The following is a 19,374-nucleotide window of genomic DNA, read 5'->3' as shown; positions in this document are numbered from 1 at the left end:
CCCGGCCGTTTCGGAACCCGGTGCCGCCGTCGGCCACGGCACCCGGGCCAGCCGACTCGGACCCGGCGCCGCGCCCACCCGCACCACGGCACCCGGGCCCGGCCGCTGCGCACCCGAAGCCACCCGCCGGCGCCTCGGAGCAGACCGGCTCAGCGCCGCCCGTAGGCCTTGTTGATGGCGTCGATCCGGGATTCCGCCTGGAGCTTGGCGTAGATGTTGTTGAGGTGCCGCTTCACGGTCGCCGTCTCGATGCCGAGGTCACGGGCGATCTGGCTGTTGGTCATGGCTCTCGCCACCCTCTCCAGCACCTGTCTCTCACGCTGCGACAGCCCCGCGCAGGCGGCCGACTGCACCGGGGTCTCGCCGGAGGCGTCGGAGCGGGCCTCCTCCTCCGCCGGCTCCTCGGGCAGCGGGGGCGGCGCGGCGTCGTACCCGACGGCTCCGGCGTAGAGCCGGCTGCCCGAACTGGCCCGGAACGCCGTGCTGATCACCAGCAGCGCGGCGGTGCGCCGGGCCGCCGCCTCGCAGCTCACGGCACTGCGCACGGCCGGCTGCATCGCGCTCCACAGGATGTCCACGGCACGCACCGACTCGGCCACCGCGATCCCCTGCGTGGCCCGGTCGACGCCCACCAGATGCGAGTACCTGCGGGCCTCGGCGGGCGGCGACGGCTGCTCGCCCATCAGCGCCGTGACACAGTCCTCGACGATCGCCTGCGCCTGGTCGCGGCACTTCGGCCACGCCTCCTTGCGCGTCGCCAGCGGACTGCGGACCGCCCGCAGCGCGCTCTGATAGGAGCGGACGATGTCGGGAATCGCTGTGCGCAGAAACTGCGCTGCAGCCGGATAAGGCACGGGTCCCCCTGTCTCGATGCCCCACCCCAGACGGGGCATTTTTCTTCATGGCGCCGCATTCCCGCGCATCGCTGGGCCGGAGGCGGCAACCCCCTAAGGTAGCGCCGCACAGTTCGTCTTGATATCGCCTTGTGATCCGCCTCACGAACGAAATGGGGATGCACGTTCCGCATCCCCACGAACCCACCCGCCCACCGCATGGCCTCTGCCCCGCGCGTTAGAGTCCCCGAACGGGGAACGGGGAAGGGAGAATCGACATGCGACTTCGCTGTGCGGTACTGGACGACTTCCAGGGCGTGGCCACCGAACTGGCGGACTGGTCGGTGATCGAGGACGAGGTCGAGGTCGTCGCGCTGCGCGAGCACCTCGCCGACGAGGACGCCCGCGCCGAGGCCCTCGCCGGCTACGACATCGTCGTCACTCTGCGCGAACGGGTCCCCTTCCCCGGCACCCTGCTCGCCCGCCTGCCCCGGCTCAGGCTGCTCATCGCCTCCGGCATGCGCAACAGCGTCATCGACTACGCCGCCGCCGAGCGCCACGGCGTCACCGTGTGCGGCACGCAGAGCTCGGGCATCCCGCCCGCCGAGCTGACCTGGGCGCTCATCCTCGGGCTGGCCCGCGGGATCGTCCAGGAGAACACCGCGCTGCGCACCGGCGGCCCCTGGCAGTCCACCGTCGGCACCGATCTGCACGGCGCCCGGCTCGGCATCCTCGGCCTCGGCCGGATCGGCGGCCGGGTGGCCCAGGTCGGCCTCGCCTTCGGCATGCGGGTCAGCGCCTGGAGCCCCCGCCTGACCAAGGAGCGCGCCGCCGGGCAAGGGGTCGAACTGGCCAACTCCAAAGAGGAGTTGCTCGCCGGCAGCGACTTCGTCTCCGTGCAGGTGCCCGGCGGGGACGCCACGCGCGGCCTCATCGGCGCCGCCGAACTGGCCCTCATGAAGCCGACCGCCTATCTGGTCAACACCTCCCGGGCATCGGTGGTCGACCAGGATGCCCTGCTGACCGCGCTGCACGAGGGCCGGATCGCGGGCGCGGGCGTCGACGTCTTCGACATCGAGCCGCTGCCCGCCGGGCACCCGATGCGCACCGCGCCCCGCCTGCTCGCCACGCCCCACCTGGGCTATGTCTCGCGGTCCAACTACACGACGTACTACGGCCAGGCGGTGGAGAACATCCGCGCCTATCTGACGGGCTCCCCGGTACGGCTGCTGCCCTGAGGGCGACCGCGGCGTACGGACGGCCAGGAACCACGCGTCACGGCCACCCGCGGGACGGGAACCACGCGGTACGGCCGCCTGTGGGACCGGAACCGTGCGGTGTGGCAGATGCCGTACGGCAACCTCAGTCTGCGGTATCCGCCATCGCTCCGCACTCCAGTGAAGCTGCCGTTAAAAGGATGCCCCCGGGGCAATCACCGTGACCAGCCACGCGTGGCGCCATTGAACGGGAAGTGCGGCGGCACGTCCGCCGCTGCGCTTCCCGAACAACACCGCCTGAGAACCATCCGTGGGTACGGCGGCCCGGGTGCGGGGGGCTACGGCCCCGGCCCCGTGCTCTCCGGGTCTACACTCCCGGCCCGCTGCTCAGGTTGGCGCCCGCGACCGTCTGGAGGACCGGGGCGCGAACGCCGGCCTCGGGAAGCTTGAGGTCCGGGAGGCCGAAGTTGCGCGGATCGGGCTGGGTCAGGGGCGCGTCGAGGTTCAGACCGGGGCCGAGGGTGCGCAGGTCGGAGGCGGGGGCTTCGATGCCCACGTGGTCGAAGCGCTCGCCGAGAAGCTGTGGCAGCGGCGCCCGCAGGTCGGCGCCGGGTAGCGCGCCGTTGACGGGCAGCTGGGGTAGGGTCCGGTCGGGCAGGAGGTGCCCGGTTACATAGCGCGGGCCTTCGGGCGTGCCCGGGGTCAGCAGCGGCAGTTCCAGGCCGGCCTCTGGCACCTCCATGCCGAGCGACTGGGAGACGCCCTCCAGCGGCACCGGGACGGGGACCGTGCCGACCGCGACGGCGGGGGTGGCTGCGGCCCCCACGGCGGCCGCGGCGCCCGCGACGACGACGGCAAGGATTCCTCGGGTAGTCGACTTCATGTCAGGTACGGTCTCCCTTTCAGGATGCGGGGCTGCGGGAATTCGACGTCCGTACCGCGTAACGAGCCGGAAAACCGCTTCAGTGCACAATTCCCCCGGCTGCCGTAATTGTCGGCTCGTCACTCTTCAGCTGGTCTCTTCAGCTGGTCCAGAAGTCCCACCAGCGGGTCAGCACGAGCATGCCGATCACGCCGATGTGCAGCACCGGGAGCACCCAGGTGAACTCGGCGAAGAACCGCTTCAGCCAGCCGGGCGCGGGCACGTAGCCGGTTCTGACGATCAGCGAGGTGGCGTACCAGAACATCAGGATCGTGGCGACCCATGCGAGACAGCACCACAGGCACAGCGCGTTGATCCGGTACAGGGACTCGAACTGGAGCCAGGAGACGAACCCGACGCCGAACAGACAGCCGGCCTCGAACGCCAGCCAGTACCAGCCGGGGAAGCGGGCCCCGGCCAGCAGGCTCATGCCGACGCACACGACGACGCCGTAGGTCGCCAGACCCAGCATCGGGTTGGGGAACCCGAACACCGAGGCCTGGGCGCTCTTCATCACGCTGCCGCAGGACACCACCGGGTTCAGGCTGCACCCGGGGACGAAGTTCGGGTTCTTCAGCAGCTTGAACTCGTCGAGGGTGATGACCCAGGAGGCGAGCAGGCCGGCCGCCCCGGTGAGCACCAGCAGCAGCCCGAACCCCCGGCCGCCGGCCAGGGCCCTGACCATCAGCGGCGCACGCTGCCGGCCGGCAGGACGACGTGCGCGGCGGCCTTCAGGGTCTCGTCGGCACCGGCGAAGGCGGCCAGGTCGGCCGGCTCGACGGTCTTGCCGGGCTCGCCCTCGGGCCAGGCGCGGGTCGTGAACACGAGGTAGGCGTAGCCGCGCTCGGCGACGGCGGCGAGCCACTCCTTGGGCGCGTCGGCCTGGGCGACCAGCTGCGGCATCCGTACGACGGCCTGGCCGGCCTCGACCAGCAGGCTGACGGGGAGGCTGGGCCGGCCGTTGCCGTCGACCAGGTCGCCGCCGACCGGCAGCCCGTTGCTGGTCAGCAGCTTCTCGACGGCGGCCGCGGTGGTCTGCGGGCCGCCCTCGGCGTCACCGAGGGAGTAGGCCAGCAGGTAGGGCATGTCGGCGCCGTCGGGAGCCTCGCCGCTCCAGGCCAGGAGGACGAGCGTGCCGAGGTCGGCCGGGCGGAGGTCGCTTGAGGTTGAGGTCACCGCGCGACCTTATCGACGCGTCCGCGCGCCACCGGGCGGCTTCTCACCCTTCCGGACCAGTGCCCGGCCCCGCTCCACACGAACGAGGGAAGCGAGGCCGGAACGTCGCGCGCGGGGGCGAACGGGGTGTCAGCTCTGCAGGGGCAGTCCGCCGAGCAGCGGGTTGTGCTGGTTCACCGCGCCGGTCACGCGCTTGACCGTGTTGAGCACGGAGTGCTTGTTCTCGGTGTTGAGCGCGTCCGACTGGTGCTGCAGCGGCATCGCGTCGTCGAGGGTGAGCGGAGCCTTGGTGAGCTGGTTGACGGCGCCGTTGAGGCTGGTGGGCGTCACGTCGGCGGCGTTGTGGGCGAACGCGGGCGCGGCGACGCCCGCGAGGGCCACGGAACCGGCAACGACAGCGGCAGCCTTCAGGGACTTCATCGTGTTCCTTTCTTCGGCAACTCAAGTCACCCCAGGGAGTTCTGACGCCGTGCCTAACGAGGCCCGGCCGGGCCGGAAACCCCGCGCCGAGAAGACATATGAGCGGGAAAAGCGCTCAGCCGCCGCGCCCGGACGGGGCACGGCGGCTGAGACGGTGGTGACGGCCGCGGTCAGCTGGTCGCGGGCAGAGCCGCCAGCGACGGCGCGGACGGCAGCGAGGCCAGGGAGGTCGGGCTCGGGGAGGGCAGGCCGCTGCCGAGGAGCGTGTTCGTCAGCAGGTTGACCAGGCCGGTGGCGGACGAGAGCACCGCGGACAGGTCGGATGTGACCGCCTTCACCAGGTTGTCGATGGCCTTCTCCAGGTTGGCCAGCGCGTCGGAGGTGAGGTCACGGGACGAGGGCGGTTTCCCGTCGTCGAGGTACTTCGCGGCCACCGGAGCGGCCGTGGCCGCGGGGAGCTTGGAGGTGGCGGCGGAGGACGTCGAGGGGACGGCGGACGTCGAGGGAAGGGTGGACGGTACGGCGGACGTGGACGGTACGGCGGCGGTCGAGGGGACCGCCGGCGCGGTGGGCTTGGCGGCGGACGTGGACGGCTTGGCCGCGGCCGGTGCGGTCGGCTTGGACGCAGCCGACGTAGTGGGCTTGGACGCGGTCGGCTTGGACGCGGCCGGTGCGGTCGGCTTGGCGGCCGACGGTACGACGGACGCCGACGGCTTGGCAGCCGGCACGGTCGAAGTCGACGGCTTGGACGCGGCGGGCGCCGTAGGCGTGGACACGGCCGGGGCGGTGGGTTTCGCGGCTGTCGTGGGGGTGGCGGGCGTCGTGGGCTTCATCAGCGAGGCCGGGTCGGACTTCGCCGCCTCGGCGATGGCCTGATGGGCCGCGTCGCCGAGCTCCCTGGCCTCGTCGGCCGGCAGCTTGCCCTTCTGCAGGGACACTTTGAGCAGGTCGACGACCGGCTGGGGGACGGAACCGGTGTTGTCCAGGGCTCTGACCCGGGCGAGCAGCTTCTCCGCGCCCGGCACGGCGGGCTGGGAGGAGCTGTGGGCTCGCTCTCCGGCCGAATCGGCGGCGACGGCTGCCGGGCCGGTGATACCGACCAGGGCGGCGGCGCAGAGAGTGGTGGACGCAAGGCGCCGCGCGGGCAAACCACGCATAAGGGTGTTCCTTTCGGTGTACATCGAGACCTGATGCCACCGTCTGTTGACCGATCGCTGTCCGCAACCGTTCGAACACGCATAGTGACCCATGTGGGCGAGCGCAAAACCGGCCGCCCGCCCCCGAAGCGATGACGCGGGGCGGACGGCCGGCCGAAGGGTGACGCCCGAACGTCAGTGGTTGACGCAGGTGTTACCGAACGCCGGGTTCAGCAGTCCGATGACGTCGACGGTGTTTCCGCAGACGTTGATCGGAACGTGGATCGGAACCTGGACAACGTTGCCCGACAGCACGCCCGGGGAGTTGGCGGCGCCACCGATCGCGCCGGAGTCGGCGGAGGCCACACCGGCACCGCCGGCGACGGCCGCGACGGCGGCGGAGGTCAGGACCAGACCCTTCGCGATACGCGACATGGAGAGGTGCTCCTTGGGATCGACACAAACATCCGGGCGGATGCCCGGCGCCGTGGTCAACGCGCCACAGCGCCGGGAGTTGTGCCGCCAAAGGGGTGATGCGCCGGAAAGGGGAGCCTTCAGCATTTCAACACCTATATCCTGTTTCGCCAGATTAATACGTATGGCCACTAGAGTTGTGGATCTCTCCAGCACGTGCGAAAGGGCCCCGCCGGTCATGCGCAAGTTCCTCGGTCCGCTGCTGTTCACAACGGCGGGCGCCCTGGCCCTCGCCGCCCCCACCGTCGCCCAGCCGGCCGGCCGCACCGCCCTGCCCCGAGAGCGCCCGCCTGCTCCCGTGCCGAGGTCCGCGTCCCCGAGGGTGGCCGGGTGGCCTACGCGCGGCCGCACTGGGGCGGCAATCTGCGCCCAACGCCATCGGCCTGGCCCGGTTCGCCTTCGACCCGGCGGCCCGGGGGCGCACCCGCGACCGACTCGGGCTGCCCGCCGACGCGTTCGTCATCGGCCGACTCGCCCCGGCAAACGCTTCGGCGCCCTGACCGCGCTCTGCCCCGACTACCCCGGCTCCTGGCTGTTTCCGGCCGGAGTCGGCCCAGAGGGGCCCGCTGCGGCGGGCCGCCCGCGAGGTGGGGGTCGCCGCAGCGGGTGCTGTTCGCCGGAGAGCGGCCGTACCTCGGCGACGACTCGTCCGGCCGGGGCCTGCCCGCGCCGGCCTCGGCGATGGACGTGCTCGCCGCGCCTTCCCTGGAGGAAGCGTTCGGACTCGCGGTCCTTGAGGCATTCGCCGCCGGGCTGCCGGTCTGCTACACCTCCTGCCCGGTCCTGCAGGACGTCCCGCCCGAGGCGGCTCCGGACGCGGTGCGCCTCAGGTGCGACGCCGACGCCTGCGTCCGCTTGGTCGCCGAGGTCCGCGCCGCCGGACCCGGCCCGCGCACCGCACCAAGGCGACCCACCACTGCCGCATCACTCGCAGCGCCGCCCGCCTCATGGACGTCTACACGGCGGCGCTCACGGCCCGCAAGTCCCCGACCAGGTCACCGTCCAGCAGGGAGCGAACCCTCATGGCCAAGAACCACCGAACTGTCCGTCTCTCCCGTCTCCGCACGCTCCCGGCCTGGTCACTGGTGGCGGCCGGGGTCGTCGCGGGCGGGCTGCTCGGCGTCGAGTACGGCGTCGTCAAGCCCCCGGCGTACACGGCGACCAGCTATGTCATCGCCGTACCCATCGACAGGTCCGACACCGCCTCCGCCCTCGGCTTCGCGCAGGCCTACGGCCGGGTCGCCACCCAGCTCGCGGTGCTCGGCGACGCCCAGGTGTGGGCCGGAGTGCCGGTGAACATCCTGCGCGACAGCGTCCGCACCGCGACCTCGGCGGACGCACCGATGGTCTCGGTCTCCGCCACGTCCACCCGCCCGACCCTGTCAGTAGACATGGCCAACGCGGTGGCCCGCGCGCTCATCCGGCACGCCGACGACACCGCGGCGGAGACGCACGTCCAGCTACTTCAGTTCTCCCGTGCGGTGAAGCCGACCGCGCCGAGCTCGGCCTCCGTCAAGGTGACCGCCCTGGTCGGGGCGAGCGCGGGCGGACTGCTCGGCACGCTCGGGCTGCTGGTACGGCTGAGGCGCCGACCGGAGGAGGAGCAGTCCGCACGTCCGGCCTCGGTGCCCGGCCCGGCCGTCGCCGCAGACGCACACGGCAGGGTGTGACGGCCACCGGGACGGTACGTCCCGGCAGCATCACCGGACTCGGCACGGAACTCGTCACCGACGAGGCGGGCTTCGCCGCGCCGGCAACGGACGGTGCGCCACCGCGACCCTGTTCCAGAGCCACGCCTGGCTGCACTCCTGGTGGCTGTCGTACGGCGGGTGCGGCCGGCTACGGCTGCTGCTGGTCCGCTCCGGCGGTGAACTGGTGACCGCAGCGCCGCTGATGCTGGTCCGCCGGCCGCGGCCCGCGCTGGTGCCGCTCGGCGGCGCGATCTCCGACTACGCGGACGTCCTGCTGGACGACGCCGAGAACGGGCGCGCGGCCGGCGCGCTCACCGTGGCACTGACGGACGCGGCGCGCACCACGCTGATCGGCTTCCGCGAGGTACGGCCGGGCGGCGCGGTGGAGCGGATCTACGACCACTGGCGCGGCCCGCGCCGCACGGTGGCCAACTCCCTGTGCTGGAACTGCCCACCGTACCCATGGACGGAGTGGTGGCCCGACTGCCCTCGAACAAGGCCCGGCAGCGGGTCCGCGCCACCCGGGACCGGCTGCGGCTGCGCTCCCCCCGAGCTGCGGGCCCTGCTGGCCACGGGCGCCGACGGGGCGCCGGAGACCCCGGACTGCTCCTGGCCGGTCTCGTCACGGCTCCGCGACACGGTTCGTGCGCGGCGCAGCCTTCACGGCTGGCACGCCGGCGCCGAGGGTACGGCGGCTGCGCGCGGGGGCGGCAGGGTGGCGGATTCCGGCGGGGCGCTCCGCTGAAAGGGTCGTTGTTTTGACGGGCCGTCGAGCCTCTGCGGGTCAGTTGCCGGGCGTGCCTAGGCGGTGGTAGCCCCGCCTGTCAAACACAGCCCGCGCCCCTTCGGGGCGCGGGCTGTGTGCCGGACTCTCGGGCTCCGGCCCCCGGCGCCCTATCGGCGGGCCGCGGCTCGGCCGCGACGGTACAGGACCGTTCCCGCCGCCATCAGTACGGCGCCGGCGGCCGAGGCCGCGAGCATGACCGGGCCGTCACCACCGGTGTGCGCAAGGGTCGGCGGCGGCGCTTGGCGGTCCTCGCCGGCCGGCGGGGTGGCCTCGCGCCCGCCGGGTGGGGTGGTGTGATCGCCGCTGGGGGGCATGCTGTGACCACGGCTCGGGAGTGTCGACTTACCGCCGCCAGGAGTGCGAGGCGTCGAGTCGCCGCCGTGCGGGGTGGTCCCGCCCCCGCCGCGGGATGGTGGGGTGGTAGCACCCCCGCCATGCGGAGGTGGCGAAGTGTCGCCGCCGTGCGGGGTGGTCCCGCCCCCGCCGCGGGATGGTGGGGTGGTAGCACCCCCGCCATGCGGAGGTGGCGAAGTGTCGCCGCCGTGCGGGGGCGGGGTGGTCTTGCTTCCGGTACCCGGCTGGTCGCTTCCGCCTTGGCGCGTCGGTGAACCCTGTTCGTTGGCACAGGAGTTGCCGAACGCCGGGTTCAGCGCCCCGACCACGTCCACGGAGTTGCCGCAGACGTTGACCGGGACGTTCACCGGTGCCTGGACGCTGTTGCCGGACAGCACGCCGGCCGAACCCTGGGCGACGCCTTGCGCGTTGGAGTCGGCGAGCGCGGAGCTGCCGCCGTACAAGGACAGCACGCCGGTCGCGGCGGCGGCCACGACCATGCCCTTGCTGAGAGTCTGTCGCAATCTCGTTGTCTTCCTGCTCGAAGCAGATGGGAAGGCCGGCCCCGGGACGAACAGGATCGGAGGATCGACGATCCGGGGCCAGCCAGAACACAGCCGGTGGGCTGAGGGTTTGCTTACGCCGTCAGTGGGCGGTGCACACGTTGCCGAACGCCGGGTTCAGCAGCGCGATGACGTTCACCGTGTTACCGCAGACGTTGACCGGAACATGCACCGGAACCTGGATCACGTTGCCGGAAAGGACGCCCGGGGAGTTGGTGGCGGCACCGTTGGCCCCGGCGTCGGCGAATGCCGGGGCGGCCCCGCCCAGGGCCAGGATGGCGCCGGCGATGACAGCAGTGCTCTTCTTCATGACTTTTCCCTTCTCTGCGGTCATGCCCCTATGACGGCTCGAAACCGAGCGAGCACAACTGGAACGGCTCGCACCATGACCGGCTGCTTGTAGAACGAGGGATAGACAGCCGAAGAAACTCTGGAACGTGCACCGTCGTGGAATTCACTCGAACGCCTCCATAGATTTGACACGTCCGCGGAAGCCATGAGGCTGCGGCAGAGAAACGCTTCTCCAGGAAGACGCGCAAAAGCCGCCCGGGCGACGGCACGAAAATCGGCGCGCCGTCCGGGCGGTGGTGGGATCGGTGTGGGTCAGCCGTTGTTGGTGCCGTTGCCCGACAGCGCCGAGATGTCGTCCACGATGTGCGACAGCGCCTCGTCGTCCTTGGCCTGGGTGGAGTTCTCGGTGCACTGCTGGTTCTGCGGCGAGGACAGCACCGGGATGTCCTGGACACCGACGTTGGCGATGAGGGCGGCGACCGACTGGACGTCCGCCTTCGCCGGCAGGCCGACGCAGAGCTTGTTGAGCGAGCTCTGCACCAGCGTGGCCTGCGGGCTGAGGTTGCCCCCGGTCACGCTGTTGCCGAACACCTCACTGGCACTGTTGCCGCTGAGCGACGTGGTGCCCGTGTCGTTGCCGATGGCAAGCGCCTGGGGGGCCGCCGCCGCCGACACACCGATGATGGACGCGGCGACCGCCGCCGCGGCCATTGCCTTCTTCAGCATTTCGCTTTCCTTTCCTGACTCCTCGCCAAGACGCACGTTCCTGCCCCCGCAACAACCGGCCCGCAGCGGATCGGTTGCGGGGCGTCACCCGATCGGATCGTTCGGCTTGACGGAACCGGTGGAATTCCTCAGCCCGCGCACCGGGCAGGTCCACACGCCCCTGTGTGGGCCATCGGAGTGAACCGGAGCAACCATTCATGAGATGGGAAGTTGAACCAGGTGCTCCGGTGGACGGGGTTTCTTCAGAAGGGAATGCGCAAGTGATCAAGAAGGTTATGGCTACCGTCGCGGTAGCCGCCTCCGTCGTCGGTGCTTCGGCCGCCGTCGCGTCGCCGGCCCTGGCCATCGGCAACGACACGGGCACCACGTCATTGAGCGGCAACGGCGCCTCGCAGGCGTTCGGCAACTCCGCGACCTTCGGCAACATGAGCCCGCAGATGGCGCTCATCCAGGGCTCGCTGAACAAGCCCTGCATCGGCCTGCCGGCGAAGGTCAACGCCCAGTCGATCCTGGCCCTGGTCAACGTCGGCGTGCAGGACATCCCGGTCCTGTCCTCGCCGCAGAACCAGCAGTGCACCGAGAACTCCACCCAGGCCAAGGGCGACGAGCCGCTCTCGCACATCCTGGACGACATCTCCGCGCTGTCCGGCAACGGCACCGGCAACCACTGATCCGGAGATCTCCCGGGCCCCGTACGGGCCCGCCCCGAAGGGCTGCCGCTTCCCGGCAGCCCTTCGGTCTGTCCTGACCGGCCCCGCAGGCCAAGGGCGCTTGTGACCTCATCGGACTGCGCTGGCCCGATCGGGGCAAACAGCGCAACCCGGGGCGGATCGGCAGCGTTGACAATCACGCAGCTCCTCCCCGGAGTCCGCCTTTCGAAAGGGAACGAACATGAAGAAGCTGTGGGCAACCGCGGCTGTCGCCGCCTCCGTCGCCGGTCTCGCCGGTATGGCGGCCCCCCAGGCCCTCGCCATCGGTGACGACCACGGCACCACGTCGTTCAGCGGCAATGACGCCACGCAGTCGTTCGGCAACTCGGCCACCTTCGGCAACATGAGCCCGCAGCTCTCGCTGGTCCAGGGCTCGCTGAACAAGCCCTGCATCGGCCTGCCGGCGAAGGCGGACGTCCAGTCCCTCGTCGCCCTGGTCAACGTCGGCGTGCAGGACATCCCGGTCCTGTCCTCGCCGCAGAACCAGCAGTGCACCGAGAACTCCACCCAGGCCAAGGGCGACGAGGCCCTGTCGCACATCCTGGACGACATCTCCGCGCTGTCCGGCAACGGCACCAACAACGGCTGATCGAGTCCTTCCGCGGCGGCGGGTCACCAGCCCCCCGGTGGCCCGCCGCCGTTTCTGCTTCACCTTCGGCGAGCAGGACGTCCTCGTGGCCGGGCCGCTAGGGCGTGTATCGAAAGTTCTGGATCACAGATCTTCGCTGCGGATTGTGACGGCGGTCGCCTCGTGACAGATAGAGAGCCTGAACAGCTGTGGCGCCGTGGCGTGCTGTGGATGGTCAGGCTCCTGTCATTGCCGGGGCAAAGCGGGTTGATTTAGCGCCGCTGCCATCGGTGTCAGGTGCGGGGCTTGGTCGTGGCGGCTGTCTGGGGCAGGCTTTCGACGATGGCCGAGACGCGTCGGGCGAACTTCTGCAGGTCCTCGACGGATCCTTCGACGGCGAAGGCCGACGCCCACGCGTCGCCGATGACCAGGGCGTAGTTGCCAAGGAATCTGGGGTCTCACGGAGGTCCGCATGGAAGAGGAGTCTGCACAGTCCGCGAGGCAAGTCCACGCCTCGGGGTCGACCTCCGGCCCCAGGGGGTGCATCGAGTTCATCAGCGTCGGCGAGAAGCAAGGGTCCAGTCTGCTGAGTGCAGCCGTTGGCGTAGCCCTGGCTCGCCGCGGTTCCCGTGTCGCGTACCTGGTCGATGTCTTCGGCAACGCGCACGCGGAAGCGTTTGTGCCGAACCGATATCGGGAGCCATGGCCGCACGTGAACCCGGATCTGCAGACCACTCCGGGGCAGTTGCGGGTGGCTCTCCAGACGATGTGGACCGCGGGCGGGCCTCGCGCAGCATTCGCCGGTCTGACCCGGGAAATGTCCGAGAGTCGGCCCGAGCCGGACCGGACGGGGTGGCTGAGCCCCGAGGCGGTGGAGGCGTGGGAGCAACCCCTCCCGCCGGCGGAGCATGTGCTCCCTCCCGACCAGCGCCGCACGCGCTACCAGGCCCAGGCGGCCCGGGCGGAGCAGCGGCGCATGCTCGCCGACGGGGAGGCTGGTGACATCGTGGCCATCGACTCCGGCCGCCGCCCCCGGGTGATCGGCGTACCCGTCGACTACACCCTCGTGGTCCGCCGGTGGGATCCGCAGGACTGGCTGGACTACGAAGCCGACTCGGTGTCAGACAGGATCGACACCCGCGAGACCGCCCGGCGCCTGGCGACACGGATCGGCACACCTCCCGCAGGACCGTGGGCGCTCGTCGTCACCGGCCTGTCCCCTATCCACCCGCGGAGCTCCTCCAACTGGCAGACCCGCGAGTATTTCGACGCCCTGGGCATCGAGCTGCGTGAGCTGGGCTTGACCGGTCTGGACCGCGTCGCCATGGTCCGGCATCACGAGGACCTGCGTGACTGGCAGAGGGATCTACGCGTGCGGCCTCAGCTTGCCGAGTACGGCGGCCCGGTCCACGCCTTCCGTCCCGAAGGGTTCCTCGCCAACGGCCTGGACGACCTGCTGACCACCGTCACCCGCGCCCTCCACAACCGCCCCCAACCACGCTGCCCAGCGAACCCTCAGCCTCGGCATCTGCCGGTCACAGCCACTCGTTGATGACTGCTACCAGCACGGTCGCCTCGTAGCGGACCGCCAACTTGTCATACCTCGTGGCAACCGCCCGATGCCTCTTGAGGCGATTGATGCCGCACTCGACCGCGTGCCTCGCCTTGTAGTCCTCGGCGTCGAACTTCGGAGGACGACCGCCGCGCGAGCCCGCTTCTTGCGGTTGCGCACCTGGTCAGCCTTGTCCGGGATGGTGCAGCGGATGCCACGCCGCCGCAGGTAGGCGCGGTTCTTACGCGAGGCGTACGCCTTGTCGGCACGGACCCGACTTGGCCGGGTGCGCGGCCGGCCAGACCCGGGGCGGGGAACCCGGACGCGCCCCAGGACGACCTCGAACTGCGGGGAGTCACCCCGCTGCCCGGCCGTGATCACGATCGACATGGGCTTCTGCCACTGCCCGACAGCCAGGTGCAGCTTCGTGGTCAGGCCCCCGCGCGAACGCCCGGCCCATGGTCGGCAGGCTCGGCCGCGACGCCGCCGGGCGGCTCCTTCTGCAGCTCCCCTTTTTCCGCGCCCCGGCGGCATGCTGATGGGCGCGCACAACGGTGGAGTCGACGTTGAGGTCCCAGGTGATCAGGTCCTTCGCGTCGGCCTGGGCCTGCAACTCGGTGAAGATCCGATGCCAGGTTCCGTCCCGCTGCCAGCGGCGGAACAAGTCGTACGCTCGGCCCCACGGCCCGTACTGCTCGGGCAAGTCCCGCCAGGGGATCCCGGTGCGGACCCGGAGCCGTATGCCGTCGATCAACTGCCGACGCGTCCATATCGGCGGCCGTCCTGGCTTCTTGCCCTTCGGCAACAGCGGCTCCAGCACCGCCCACTGCGCGTCCGTCAGGTCTCCACGTGCCACGAACCAAGATCATCTCACGTCGAAAGATCCACTTCCGATACACGCCCTAGGAGACGATGTCCTTGCGGGCGAATCCCCGGAAGGCCAGGGCGAACAGCACCAGGGCGTACGACACGGAGATCGCGGCGCCCTGGATCATGCCGGACCACTCGGCGTGCGGCTGGATGGCGTCGGCCCAGGCGAACTGCCAGTGCGCGGGCAGGAAGTCGCGCCAGTGGCCGAGGGCGGTGACGGCGTCCAGGACGTTGCCGACGATCGTCAGGCCGACCGCGCCGCCGACCGCGCCGAGCGGGGCGTCCGTCTTCGTGGACAGCCAGAACGCGAGCCCGGCGGTGACCAGTTGGGACACGAAGACGTACGCCACGACCAGCACGAGCCGCTGGGCCGCCGTGCCGGTGTCCAGCGCGCCGCCGGTGGGGATCTGCAGCGGGCCCCAGCCGTAGGCGGCCGTGCCGACGGCGAGCGCCACGACCGGGAGCAGCACCATCGCGGCGAGGCTCATCCCGAGGGCCACGACGAGCTTGGACCACAGCAGGCGGGCCCGGGGCACGGGCGCGGCCAGCAGATAGCGCAGGGAGGACCAGCTGGCCTCGGAGGCGACGGTGTCCCCGCAGAACAGGGCGACCGGGATCACCAGCAGGAAGCCCACCGACACGAACAGGTTCACCGCGGCGAAGTTGGCGCCGGACGCGGTGGCCGTGTCCATCAGGGTGATCTGGCCGCCCCGGTCGTGCGGGGTGCCGATCGCGAAGGCGATGAGCAGGACGAACGGCAGCAGGAACAAGATCGCGCCCATGACCAGGGTGCGGCGCCGCTTGAGCTGGCGGACCAGCTCGACCCGCAGGGGCAGGGTGTGCCGGGTCTGATAGCCGGAGGCGACCTCCTCGGTGAGCGTGCTCATGCGGAACCTCCTATCAGGGTCAGGAAGGCGTCCTCCAGGCGGCGGTGCGGGCCGACCGAGGCGACGGGCACATCGAGGCGCACCAGCTCCACGACCAGCCGCTCGGCCGTGCCGCCCGGCTCCAGCCGGACCAGCAGTCCGTCGTCGGTGCGTACGGCGGAGGCGATGCCGGGCAGCGCGCCCACCTTCTCCACGACCGGGTCCTGCACGGGCACGGCGGTGCCGACCAGCAGGGTGTCGCCGGAGCCGACGATCTCCCGGACGGGGCCCGCCTGGACGAGCCGGCCGCGGTCCATCACCACCAGGTGGGTGCAGGACTGCTCGACCTCGGCGAGGAGATGGCTGGAGACGATCACCGTACGGCCCGCGGCCGCGTAGCGGATCATCACCTCGCGCATCTCGCGGATCTGGGGCGGGTCGAGGCCGTTGGTGGGTTCGTCGAGGATGAGCAGGTCGGGCAGGCCGAGCATGGCCTGGGCGATGGCGAGGCGCTGGCGCATGCCCTGGGAGTAGGTGCGCACCGCACGGGCGAGCGCGTCGCCGAGCCCGGCGATCTCCAGGGCCTCGTCCAGGTGGGCGTCCTCGGGCGGGCGGCCGGTGGCCCGCCAGTACAGCTCCAGGTTCTCCCGGCCGGACAGGTGCGGCAGGAAGCCCGCGCCCTCCACGAAGGCGCCGACCCGGGACAGCACGGGCGCGCCGGGCCGGATGGCGTGGCCGAAGACCCTGATCTCGCCGTCGTCCGGGGTGATCAGGCCCATCAGCATGCGCAGGGTGGTGGTCTTGCCCGCGCCGTTGGGGCCGAGCAGGCCGAGCACCTGGCCGCGTTCCACCCGGAAGGACAGCTCGCGCACGGCGTACCGGTCGGTGGACTTGGCGTACCGCTTGCTCAGGTCCTTGATGACGAGCGGGACGTCGGTGAGCTCCGGGTCGGGTGCGGGGGCGGTCGTCCGGCGACGGCCGGTGAGCAGCAGGGCGAGCGCGGCCACGGCGCCGGCCCCGGGCAGCCACCAGACCCAGGCGGGCAGGGGTGCGGCGGCGGCGGTGACGGCGGGGGCCGTCGGCACGCTCAGCGCGCCCTTCAGGGAGACGGTGTAGGTGGCAGGGGCGGCCGGGGAGGCGTAGCCGAGGTCGGTGGAGGCGAGGACCAGGCGGAGCCGGTGGCCCTTCTGCACCTTGTGGTCGATCGCCGGGAGGGTGACCGTGACGTCCTGGCCGGCCTTGGCGCCGGTCACCCGGAAGGGGGCGACGAGCTGGGAGGGCAGCACCTGCTGGGTGCCGTCGGGGCCGACGTCGTAGACCTTGCCGAACAGGACGGCGTCGTCGCTGGTCGAGGTGATGTGGACGGTGGCCGTGGGGGCGCCGGTGATCTGGAGGTCGTGCGTGAGCCGGGCGGAGTCGAACCTGGCGTACTGGCCGGGGAAGTCGAGGGAGACGCCGACGCCGAGCGCGGACAGCTGGCTCAGGCCGCCGGAGGCGCCGAGGCCGGGCAGCGCGGAGACGCCGGGCGGGCTGGCGCCTGCCGGGTTGGCGACCTGCTGGGTGCCGCCGGTCAGGGCGACGGAGCGCTGGTGGTCGTGCAGGCCGGGGTAGGCGGCGGCACTGGCGCCGCGCAACTGGGCGGTGCCGTCGCGCGAGTCCACGCCCCCGGTCCGGGTGATCCGGAAGGCCGGTCCGGTATCGGCGCTCTTCTCACCCTTCAGATAGCGGTCGAACCACGCACGCACGCGTGTCTGGACGCGGCCGTTCTCCATGTCGCCGCCGTCGTGGCCGCCCGCGATCCAGTCGACGTCCACAGGGGCGCCGTTGGCGCGGATCGCCTTCTGGGCGGCGTCGGCCTGGCCGAGGGGGAACAGGGAGTCCGTCTGGCCCTGGACCAGCAGGGTGGGCACCTTGATGCGGGCGGCTACGGCGGACGGCGAGCGCTCCTGAAGCAGCGTGCGGGCGGCCGCGTCCGGGGTGCCGGACTCGGCGACCCTGTTGTACATCTGGCACAGCTCGGGCTCGAAGTGGGCGCAGCCGCCGCCGGTGTTGAAGAAGATGCCGGCCCACAGCTTCTTGAACACGCCGTTCGGGAAGAGGGCGTCGGCGAGGTTCCAGTACGTGATGGCCGGGGCGATGGCGTCCACCCGGTCGTCGTATCCGGCGGCGAGCAGGGAGATCGCGCCGCCGTAGGAGCCGCCGGCCACGCCCACGCGCGGGTCGCCGGGTTTGTCGAGCTGGACCTGGGGCTTCTTCGCGAGCCAGTCGATGAGCCGGGAGACGTCGGCGACCTCGGCCTTGGGGTCGTTGAGCCCGATCTTCCCCGTCGACCTGCCGAAGCCGCGCGCGGACCAGGTCAGGACCGCGTACCCGTCCCGGGCGAGGTCCTCGGCCTGGCCGCGCATGTCGTCCTTGCTGCCGCCGAAGCCGTGCGCCAGCAGGACGGCGGGGTGGCGGCCGGAGCCGGCCGGGGTGAAGTACGAGGTGTCCAGACGGGCGCCGCCGGGCATGGCCATGACCTGGTCGGTGCGGTGCACCGCGGGCGGGCCGTCATCGGCGGCGGCGACCGTCCACGTCCCGGCGCCGGCGAGCACCACGACAGCGGCCGCGGCGGCCGTCAGCCGCCGCGGTCCTTTGAGCAGCCCTCGCACCGAGAGCCGGCGAAGATCCATGCCCCAACGGTACGGGCCCGCACTGACATCCGATGGATCCCCCGGGCTGAACCCGGGCCCCTCCTTGGGGCGTACGGACCCGCGCCGCCGTACTTCGGGCGCGGTACGCAAGGGCCGGCGTCAGGCCTGGGCGTTCTCCGGCACCCGGACGTCCTCCGGCAGGGACACCAGCCAGCGGGTCTCGCGGCGCGGGCGGAGGTAGAAGGCCCAGTAGAGGGTGGCGACGGCGGTGATGCCGCCGGTCCACCACAGGTACGACGGGTCCTGCTCGACCAGGATGTAGAGGAGGACGGCGATCAGCAGGATCGGCATCGCCGGCCACAGCGGCATCCGCCAGGCCTGCCGGGTGCCGTGCGCTCCGCGCCGGGCGAGCAGCGCGGCGATCGCGACCAGCAGGTACAGGCCGGTGACGGCGACGCCGGTGACGCCGTAGAGGGTGTCCAGGTTCACGAAGCAGAGAAAGGCGCCGGGGACGCCGACGACGAGGGTGGCGACCCACGGGGAGCCGAACCGGCCGAGCTTGGCGAGGGCGTTGTTGACCGGCGCGGGCCAGGCCTTGTCGCGGGCGGAGGCGAACAGGACGCGGGAGTTCTGGATGACCATGACGATGCCCGCGTTGATGATCGCGAGGGCGACGCAGAGGCTGACGAAGGTGCCGACGGCCGAGTTGCTCCAGGCGATGACCATGCTGGAGATGTCGCCGCCGGTCAGGGTCTTGAGGTCACCGGCGCCCAGGGTGATCGCCATGACCGGCACCAGGATGACGACGCTGGAGATGGCGAGGGTGGCGAGGACGGTACGGGCGACGCTGCGGCGCGGGTTCTCCAGTTCCTCGGAGAGGTAGATGGCGGTGGAGAAGCCCTGGGTGGCGAAGAGGGCGATGGCGAGCCCGGAGAGGACCATCATGGCCGTGACCGGGTTGACGTGCGCGTGGTCACCGGCCACCTGGAGCGAGCTCACGAGGCTGCCCGCACCGCGGTGGGAGTGGCTGAAGCCGAGGACGGCGACGACACCGGCGGCGACGACCTCCAGGACCAGGAAGATGCCGGTGATCCAGGCGTTGGCGCGCAGGTCCAGCAGGCCGGCGAGGGTGGCCGCGATCATCACGCCGGCGCCCGTCCAGGCCGGGTCGAGGTGGACGACCGGGGCGAGGTAGTCGGCGGTGCCCATCGCGATGACCGGAGGGACGATCATCACGACGAGCAGCGACATCACGAAGGCCAGCCAGCCGGCGAGCCGCCCGGCCAGTGTGGAGACGATCGCGTACTCGCCGCCGGCGCTGGGGATGAGGGTGCCCAGCTCCGAGTAACAGAAGGCCACGGGGATGCAGAGCAGCGCGCCGATGACGAGGCACAGGGCGGTCGCGGTGCCGAGACTGGAGAACAGGTCGGGAACGATCACGAAGAGCGTCGAGGCGGGCGTGACGCAGGACAGCGTCAGCAGGGTGCCGCCGACCACGCCGATGGAGCGCTTGAGTTGCCGGGGACTGTGCGAAGCGCCCGGGGCGGATGTCTCGGCAGGGCTGAACGTGTCGGTCATGCGGCGGTTCCGATCGACTCGTGTGACA

At 71.4% G+C, this 19,374-nt stretch carries 18 protein-coding genes and 3 pseudogenes; 7 read left to right on the top strand and 14 right to left on the bottom strand.

All coding sequences use genetic code 11. From position 1 onward, the window contains the following. Window positions 1-149: 149 nt before the first annotated feature. Complete coding sequence (locus LE548_RS10590; protein WP_225096419.1) at window positions 150-854, bottom strand: helix-turn-helix transcriptional regulator; 705 nt, start codon at window positions 852-854, stop codon at window positions 150-152. 257 nt (window positions 855-1,111) lie between these two features. Between LE548_RS10590 and LE548_RS10585 the strand changes: the two genes are divergently transcribed. Further along, complete coding sequence (locus LE548_RS10585) at window positions 1,112-2,071, top strand: D-2-hydroxyacid dehydrogenase family protein (protein WP_225096418.1); 960 nt, start codon at window positions 1,112-1,114, stop codon at window positions 2,069-2,071. A 346-nt stretch (window positions 2,072-2,417) separates the two neighbouring features. On the opposite strand, the gene LE548_RS10580 is transcribed toward LE548_RS10585, so the two are convergent. From LE548_RS10580 to LE548_RS10555, 6 genes are all read right to left on the bottom strand, one after another. Beyond that, the gene (locus tag LE548_RS10580) at window positions 2,418-2,933 is read right to left on the bottom strand and encodes a hypothetical protein (protein WP_225096417.1); all 516 of its coding nucleotides are present in this window, start codon (window positions 2,931-2,933) and stop codon (window positions 2,418-2,420) included. Window positions 2,934-3,072: 139 nt separating this feature from the next. Continuing rightward, window positions 3,073-3,657, bottom strand: a complete 585-nt coding sequence (locus LE548_RS10575) for a vitamin K epoxide reductase family protein (protein WP_225096416.1) — start codon at window positions 3,655-3,657, stop codon at window positions 3,073-3,075. Further along, window positions 3,657-4,148, bottom strand: coding sequence for a DUF5949 family protein (locus LE548_RS10570; RefSeq protein ID WP_225096415.1), 492 nt, complete (start codon window positions 4,146-4,148; stop codon window positions 3,657-3,659). The genes LE548_RS10575 and LE548_RS10570 overlap by 1 nt, the downstream gene beginning before the upstream one ends. Window positions 4,149-4,277: 129 nt before the next feature. After that, a complete protein-coding gene (locus LE548_RS10565; RefSeq protein ID WP_225096414.1) occupies window positions 4,278-4,568 on the bottom strand; it encodes a hypothetical protein in 291 nt (96 codons plus the stop codon). 170 nt (window positions 4,569-4,738) lie between these two features. After that, window positions 4,739-5,725 carry a hypothetical protein gene (locus tag LE548_RS45395; protein WP_263635899.1) on the bottom strand — a complete coding sequence of 329 codons (987 nt, stop codon included), beginning with the start codon at window positions 5,723-5,725 and terminating at the stop codon, window positions 4,739-4,741. Between the two features lie 174 nt (window positions 5,726-5,899). Further along, a complete protein-coding gene (locus LE548_RS10555) occupies window positions 5,900-6,139 on the bottom strand; it encodes a chaplin (protein ID WP_225096457.1) in 240 nt (79 codons plus the stop codon). A gap of 195 nt (window positions 6,140-6,334) precedes the next feature. Between LE548_RS10555 and LE548_RS45995 the strand changes: the two are divergent. From LE548_RS45995 to LE548_RS10540, 3 genes and pseudogenes are all read left to right on the top strand, one after another. After that, window positions 6,335-6,919: pseudogene (locus LE548_RS45995) on the top strand (hypothetical protein); the annotation flags it as partial. A 281-nt stretch (window positions 6,920-7,200) separates the two neighbouring features. Continuing rightward, complete coding sequence (locus LE548_RS10545) at window positions 7,201-7,848, top strand: lipopolysaccharide biosynthesis protein (protein WP_225096413.1); 648 nt, start codon at window positions 7,201-7,203, stop codon at window positions 7,846-7,848. After that, window positions 7,845-8,403: pseudogene (locus LE548_RS10540) on the top strand (glycosyl transferase family 1); the annotation flags it as partial. The gene LE548_RS10545 and the pseudogene LE548_RS10540, both read left to right, overlap by 4 nt. 360 nt (window positions 8,404-8,763) lie before the next feature. Here LE548_RS10540 and LE548_RS45990 read toward each other — a convergent pair. The 3 genes from LE548_RS45990 to LE548_RS10525 all read right to left on the bottom strand — a co-directional run bounded on the left by LE548_RS45990 (window position 8,764) and on the right by LE548_RS10525 (window position 10,569). Beyond that, window positions 8,764-9,513: a chaplin gene (locus LE548_RS45990; RefSeq protein ID WP_225096412.1), complete on the bottom strand. Its 750-nt coding sequence runs from the start codon at window positions 9,511-9,513 to the stop codon at window positions 8,764-8,766. 121 nt (window positions 9,514-9,634) lie between these two features. Beyond that, window positions 9,635-9,862, bottom strand: a complete 228-nt coding sequence (locus tag LE548_RS10530; RefSeq protein WP_225096411.1) for a chaplin — start codon at window positions 9,860-9,862, stop codon at window positions 9,635-9,637. A 293-nt stretch (window positions 9,863-10,155) separates the two neighbouring features. Continuing rightward, window positions 10,156-10,569 (bottom strand): rodlin, encoded by a 414-nt coding sequence (locus tag LE548_RS10525; RefSeq protein ID WP_225096410.1) that lies wholly within the window; start codon window positions 10,567-10,569, stop codon window positions 10,156-10,158. Window positions 10,570-10,829: 260 nt separating this feature from the next. Here LE548_RS10525 and LE548_RS10520 point away from each other — a divergent pair, with 260 nt between their 5' ends. The 3 genes from LE548_RS10520 (at window position 10,830) to LE548_RS10510 (ending at window position 13,399) form a co-directional block, all read left to right on the top strand. Further along, entirely contained in the window at window positions 10,830-11,240 is a 411-nt protein-coding gene (locus LE548_RS10520; protein ID WP_225096409.1) for a rodlin, read from the top strand. 220 nt (window positions 11,241-11,460) lie between these two features. Then, entirely contained in the window at window positions 11,461-11,868 is a 408-nt protein-coding gene (locus LE548_RS10515) for a rodlin (RefSeq protein WP_225096408.1), read from the top strand. Between the two features lie 796 nt (window positions 11,869-12,664). After that, window positions 12,665-13,399 carry a hypothetical protein gene (locus tag LE548_RS10510; RefSeq protein WP_225096407.1) on the top strand — a complete coding sequence of 245 codons (735 nt, stop codon included), beginning with the start codon at window positions 12,665-12,667 and terminating at the stop codon, window positions 13,397-13,399. Here LE548_RS10510 and LE548_RS10505 read toward each other — a convergent pair. The 4 genes and pseudogenes from LE548_RS10505 to LE548_RS10490 form a co-directional block, all read right to left on the bottom strand. After that, a pseudogene (locus LE548_RS10505) lies at window positions 13,383-14,255 on the bottom strand (IS5 family transposase). The gene LE548_RS10510 and the pseudogene LE548_RS10505 sit on opposite strands and share 17 nt — an antisense overlap. A gap of 46 nt (window positions 14,256-14,301) precedes the next feature. Next, window positions 14,302-15,156 (bottom strand): ABC transporter permease, encoded by an 855-nt coding sequence (locus LE548_RS10500; RefSeq protein WP_225096406.1) that lies wholly within the window; start codon window positions 15,154-15,156, stop codon window positions 14,302-14,304. Then, window positions 15,153-17,807: an alpha/beta fold hydrolase gene (locus tag LE548_RS10495; RefSeq protein ID WP_225096405.1), complete on the bottom strand. Its 2,655-nt coding sequence runs from the start codon at window positions 17,805-17,807 to the stop codon at window positions 15,153-15,155. The genes LE548_RS10500 and LE548_RS10495 overlap by 4 nt, the downstream gene beginning before the upstream one ends. A gap of 120 nt (window positions 17,808-17,927) precedes the next feature. Continuing rightward, entirely contained in the window at window positions 17,928-19,346 is a 1,419-nt protein-coding gene (locus tag LE548_RS10490; protein WP_225096404.1) for an APC family permease, read from the bottom strand. Window positions 19,347-19,374: the final 28 nt, after the last annotated feature.

The organism is Streptomyces sp. CoH27 (genome assembly GCF_020181035.1).
GTDB lineage: Bacteria > Actinomycetota > Actinomycetes > Streptomycetales > Streptomycetaceae > Streptomyces > Streptomyces camelliae.
This window is presented reverse-complemented; position numbering and strand designations above follow the sequence as displayed.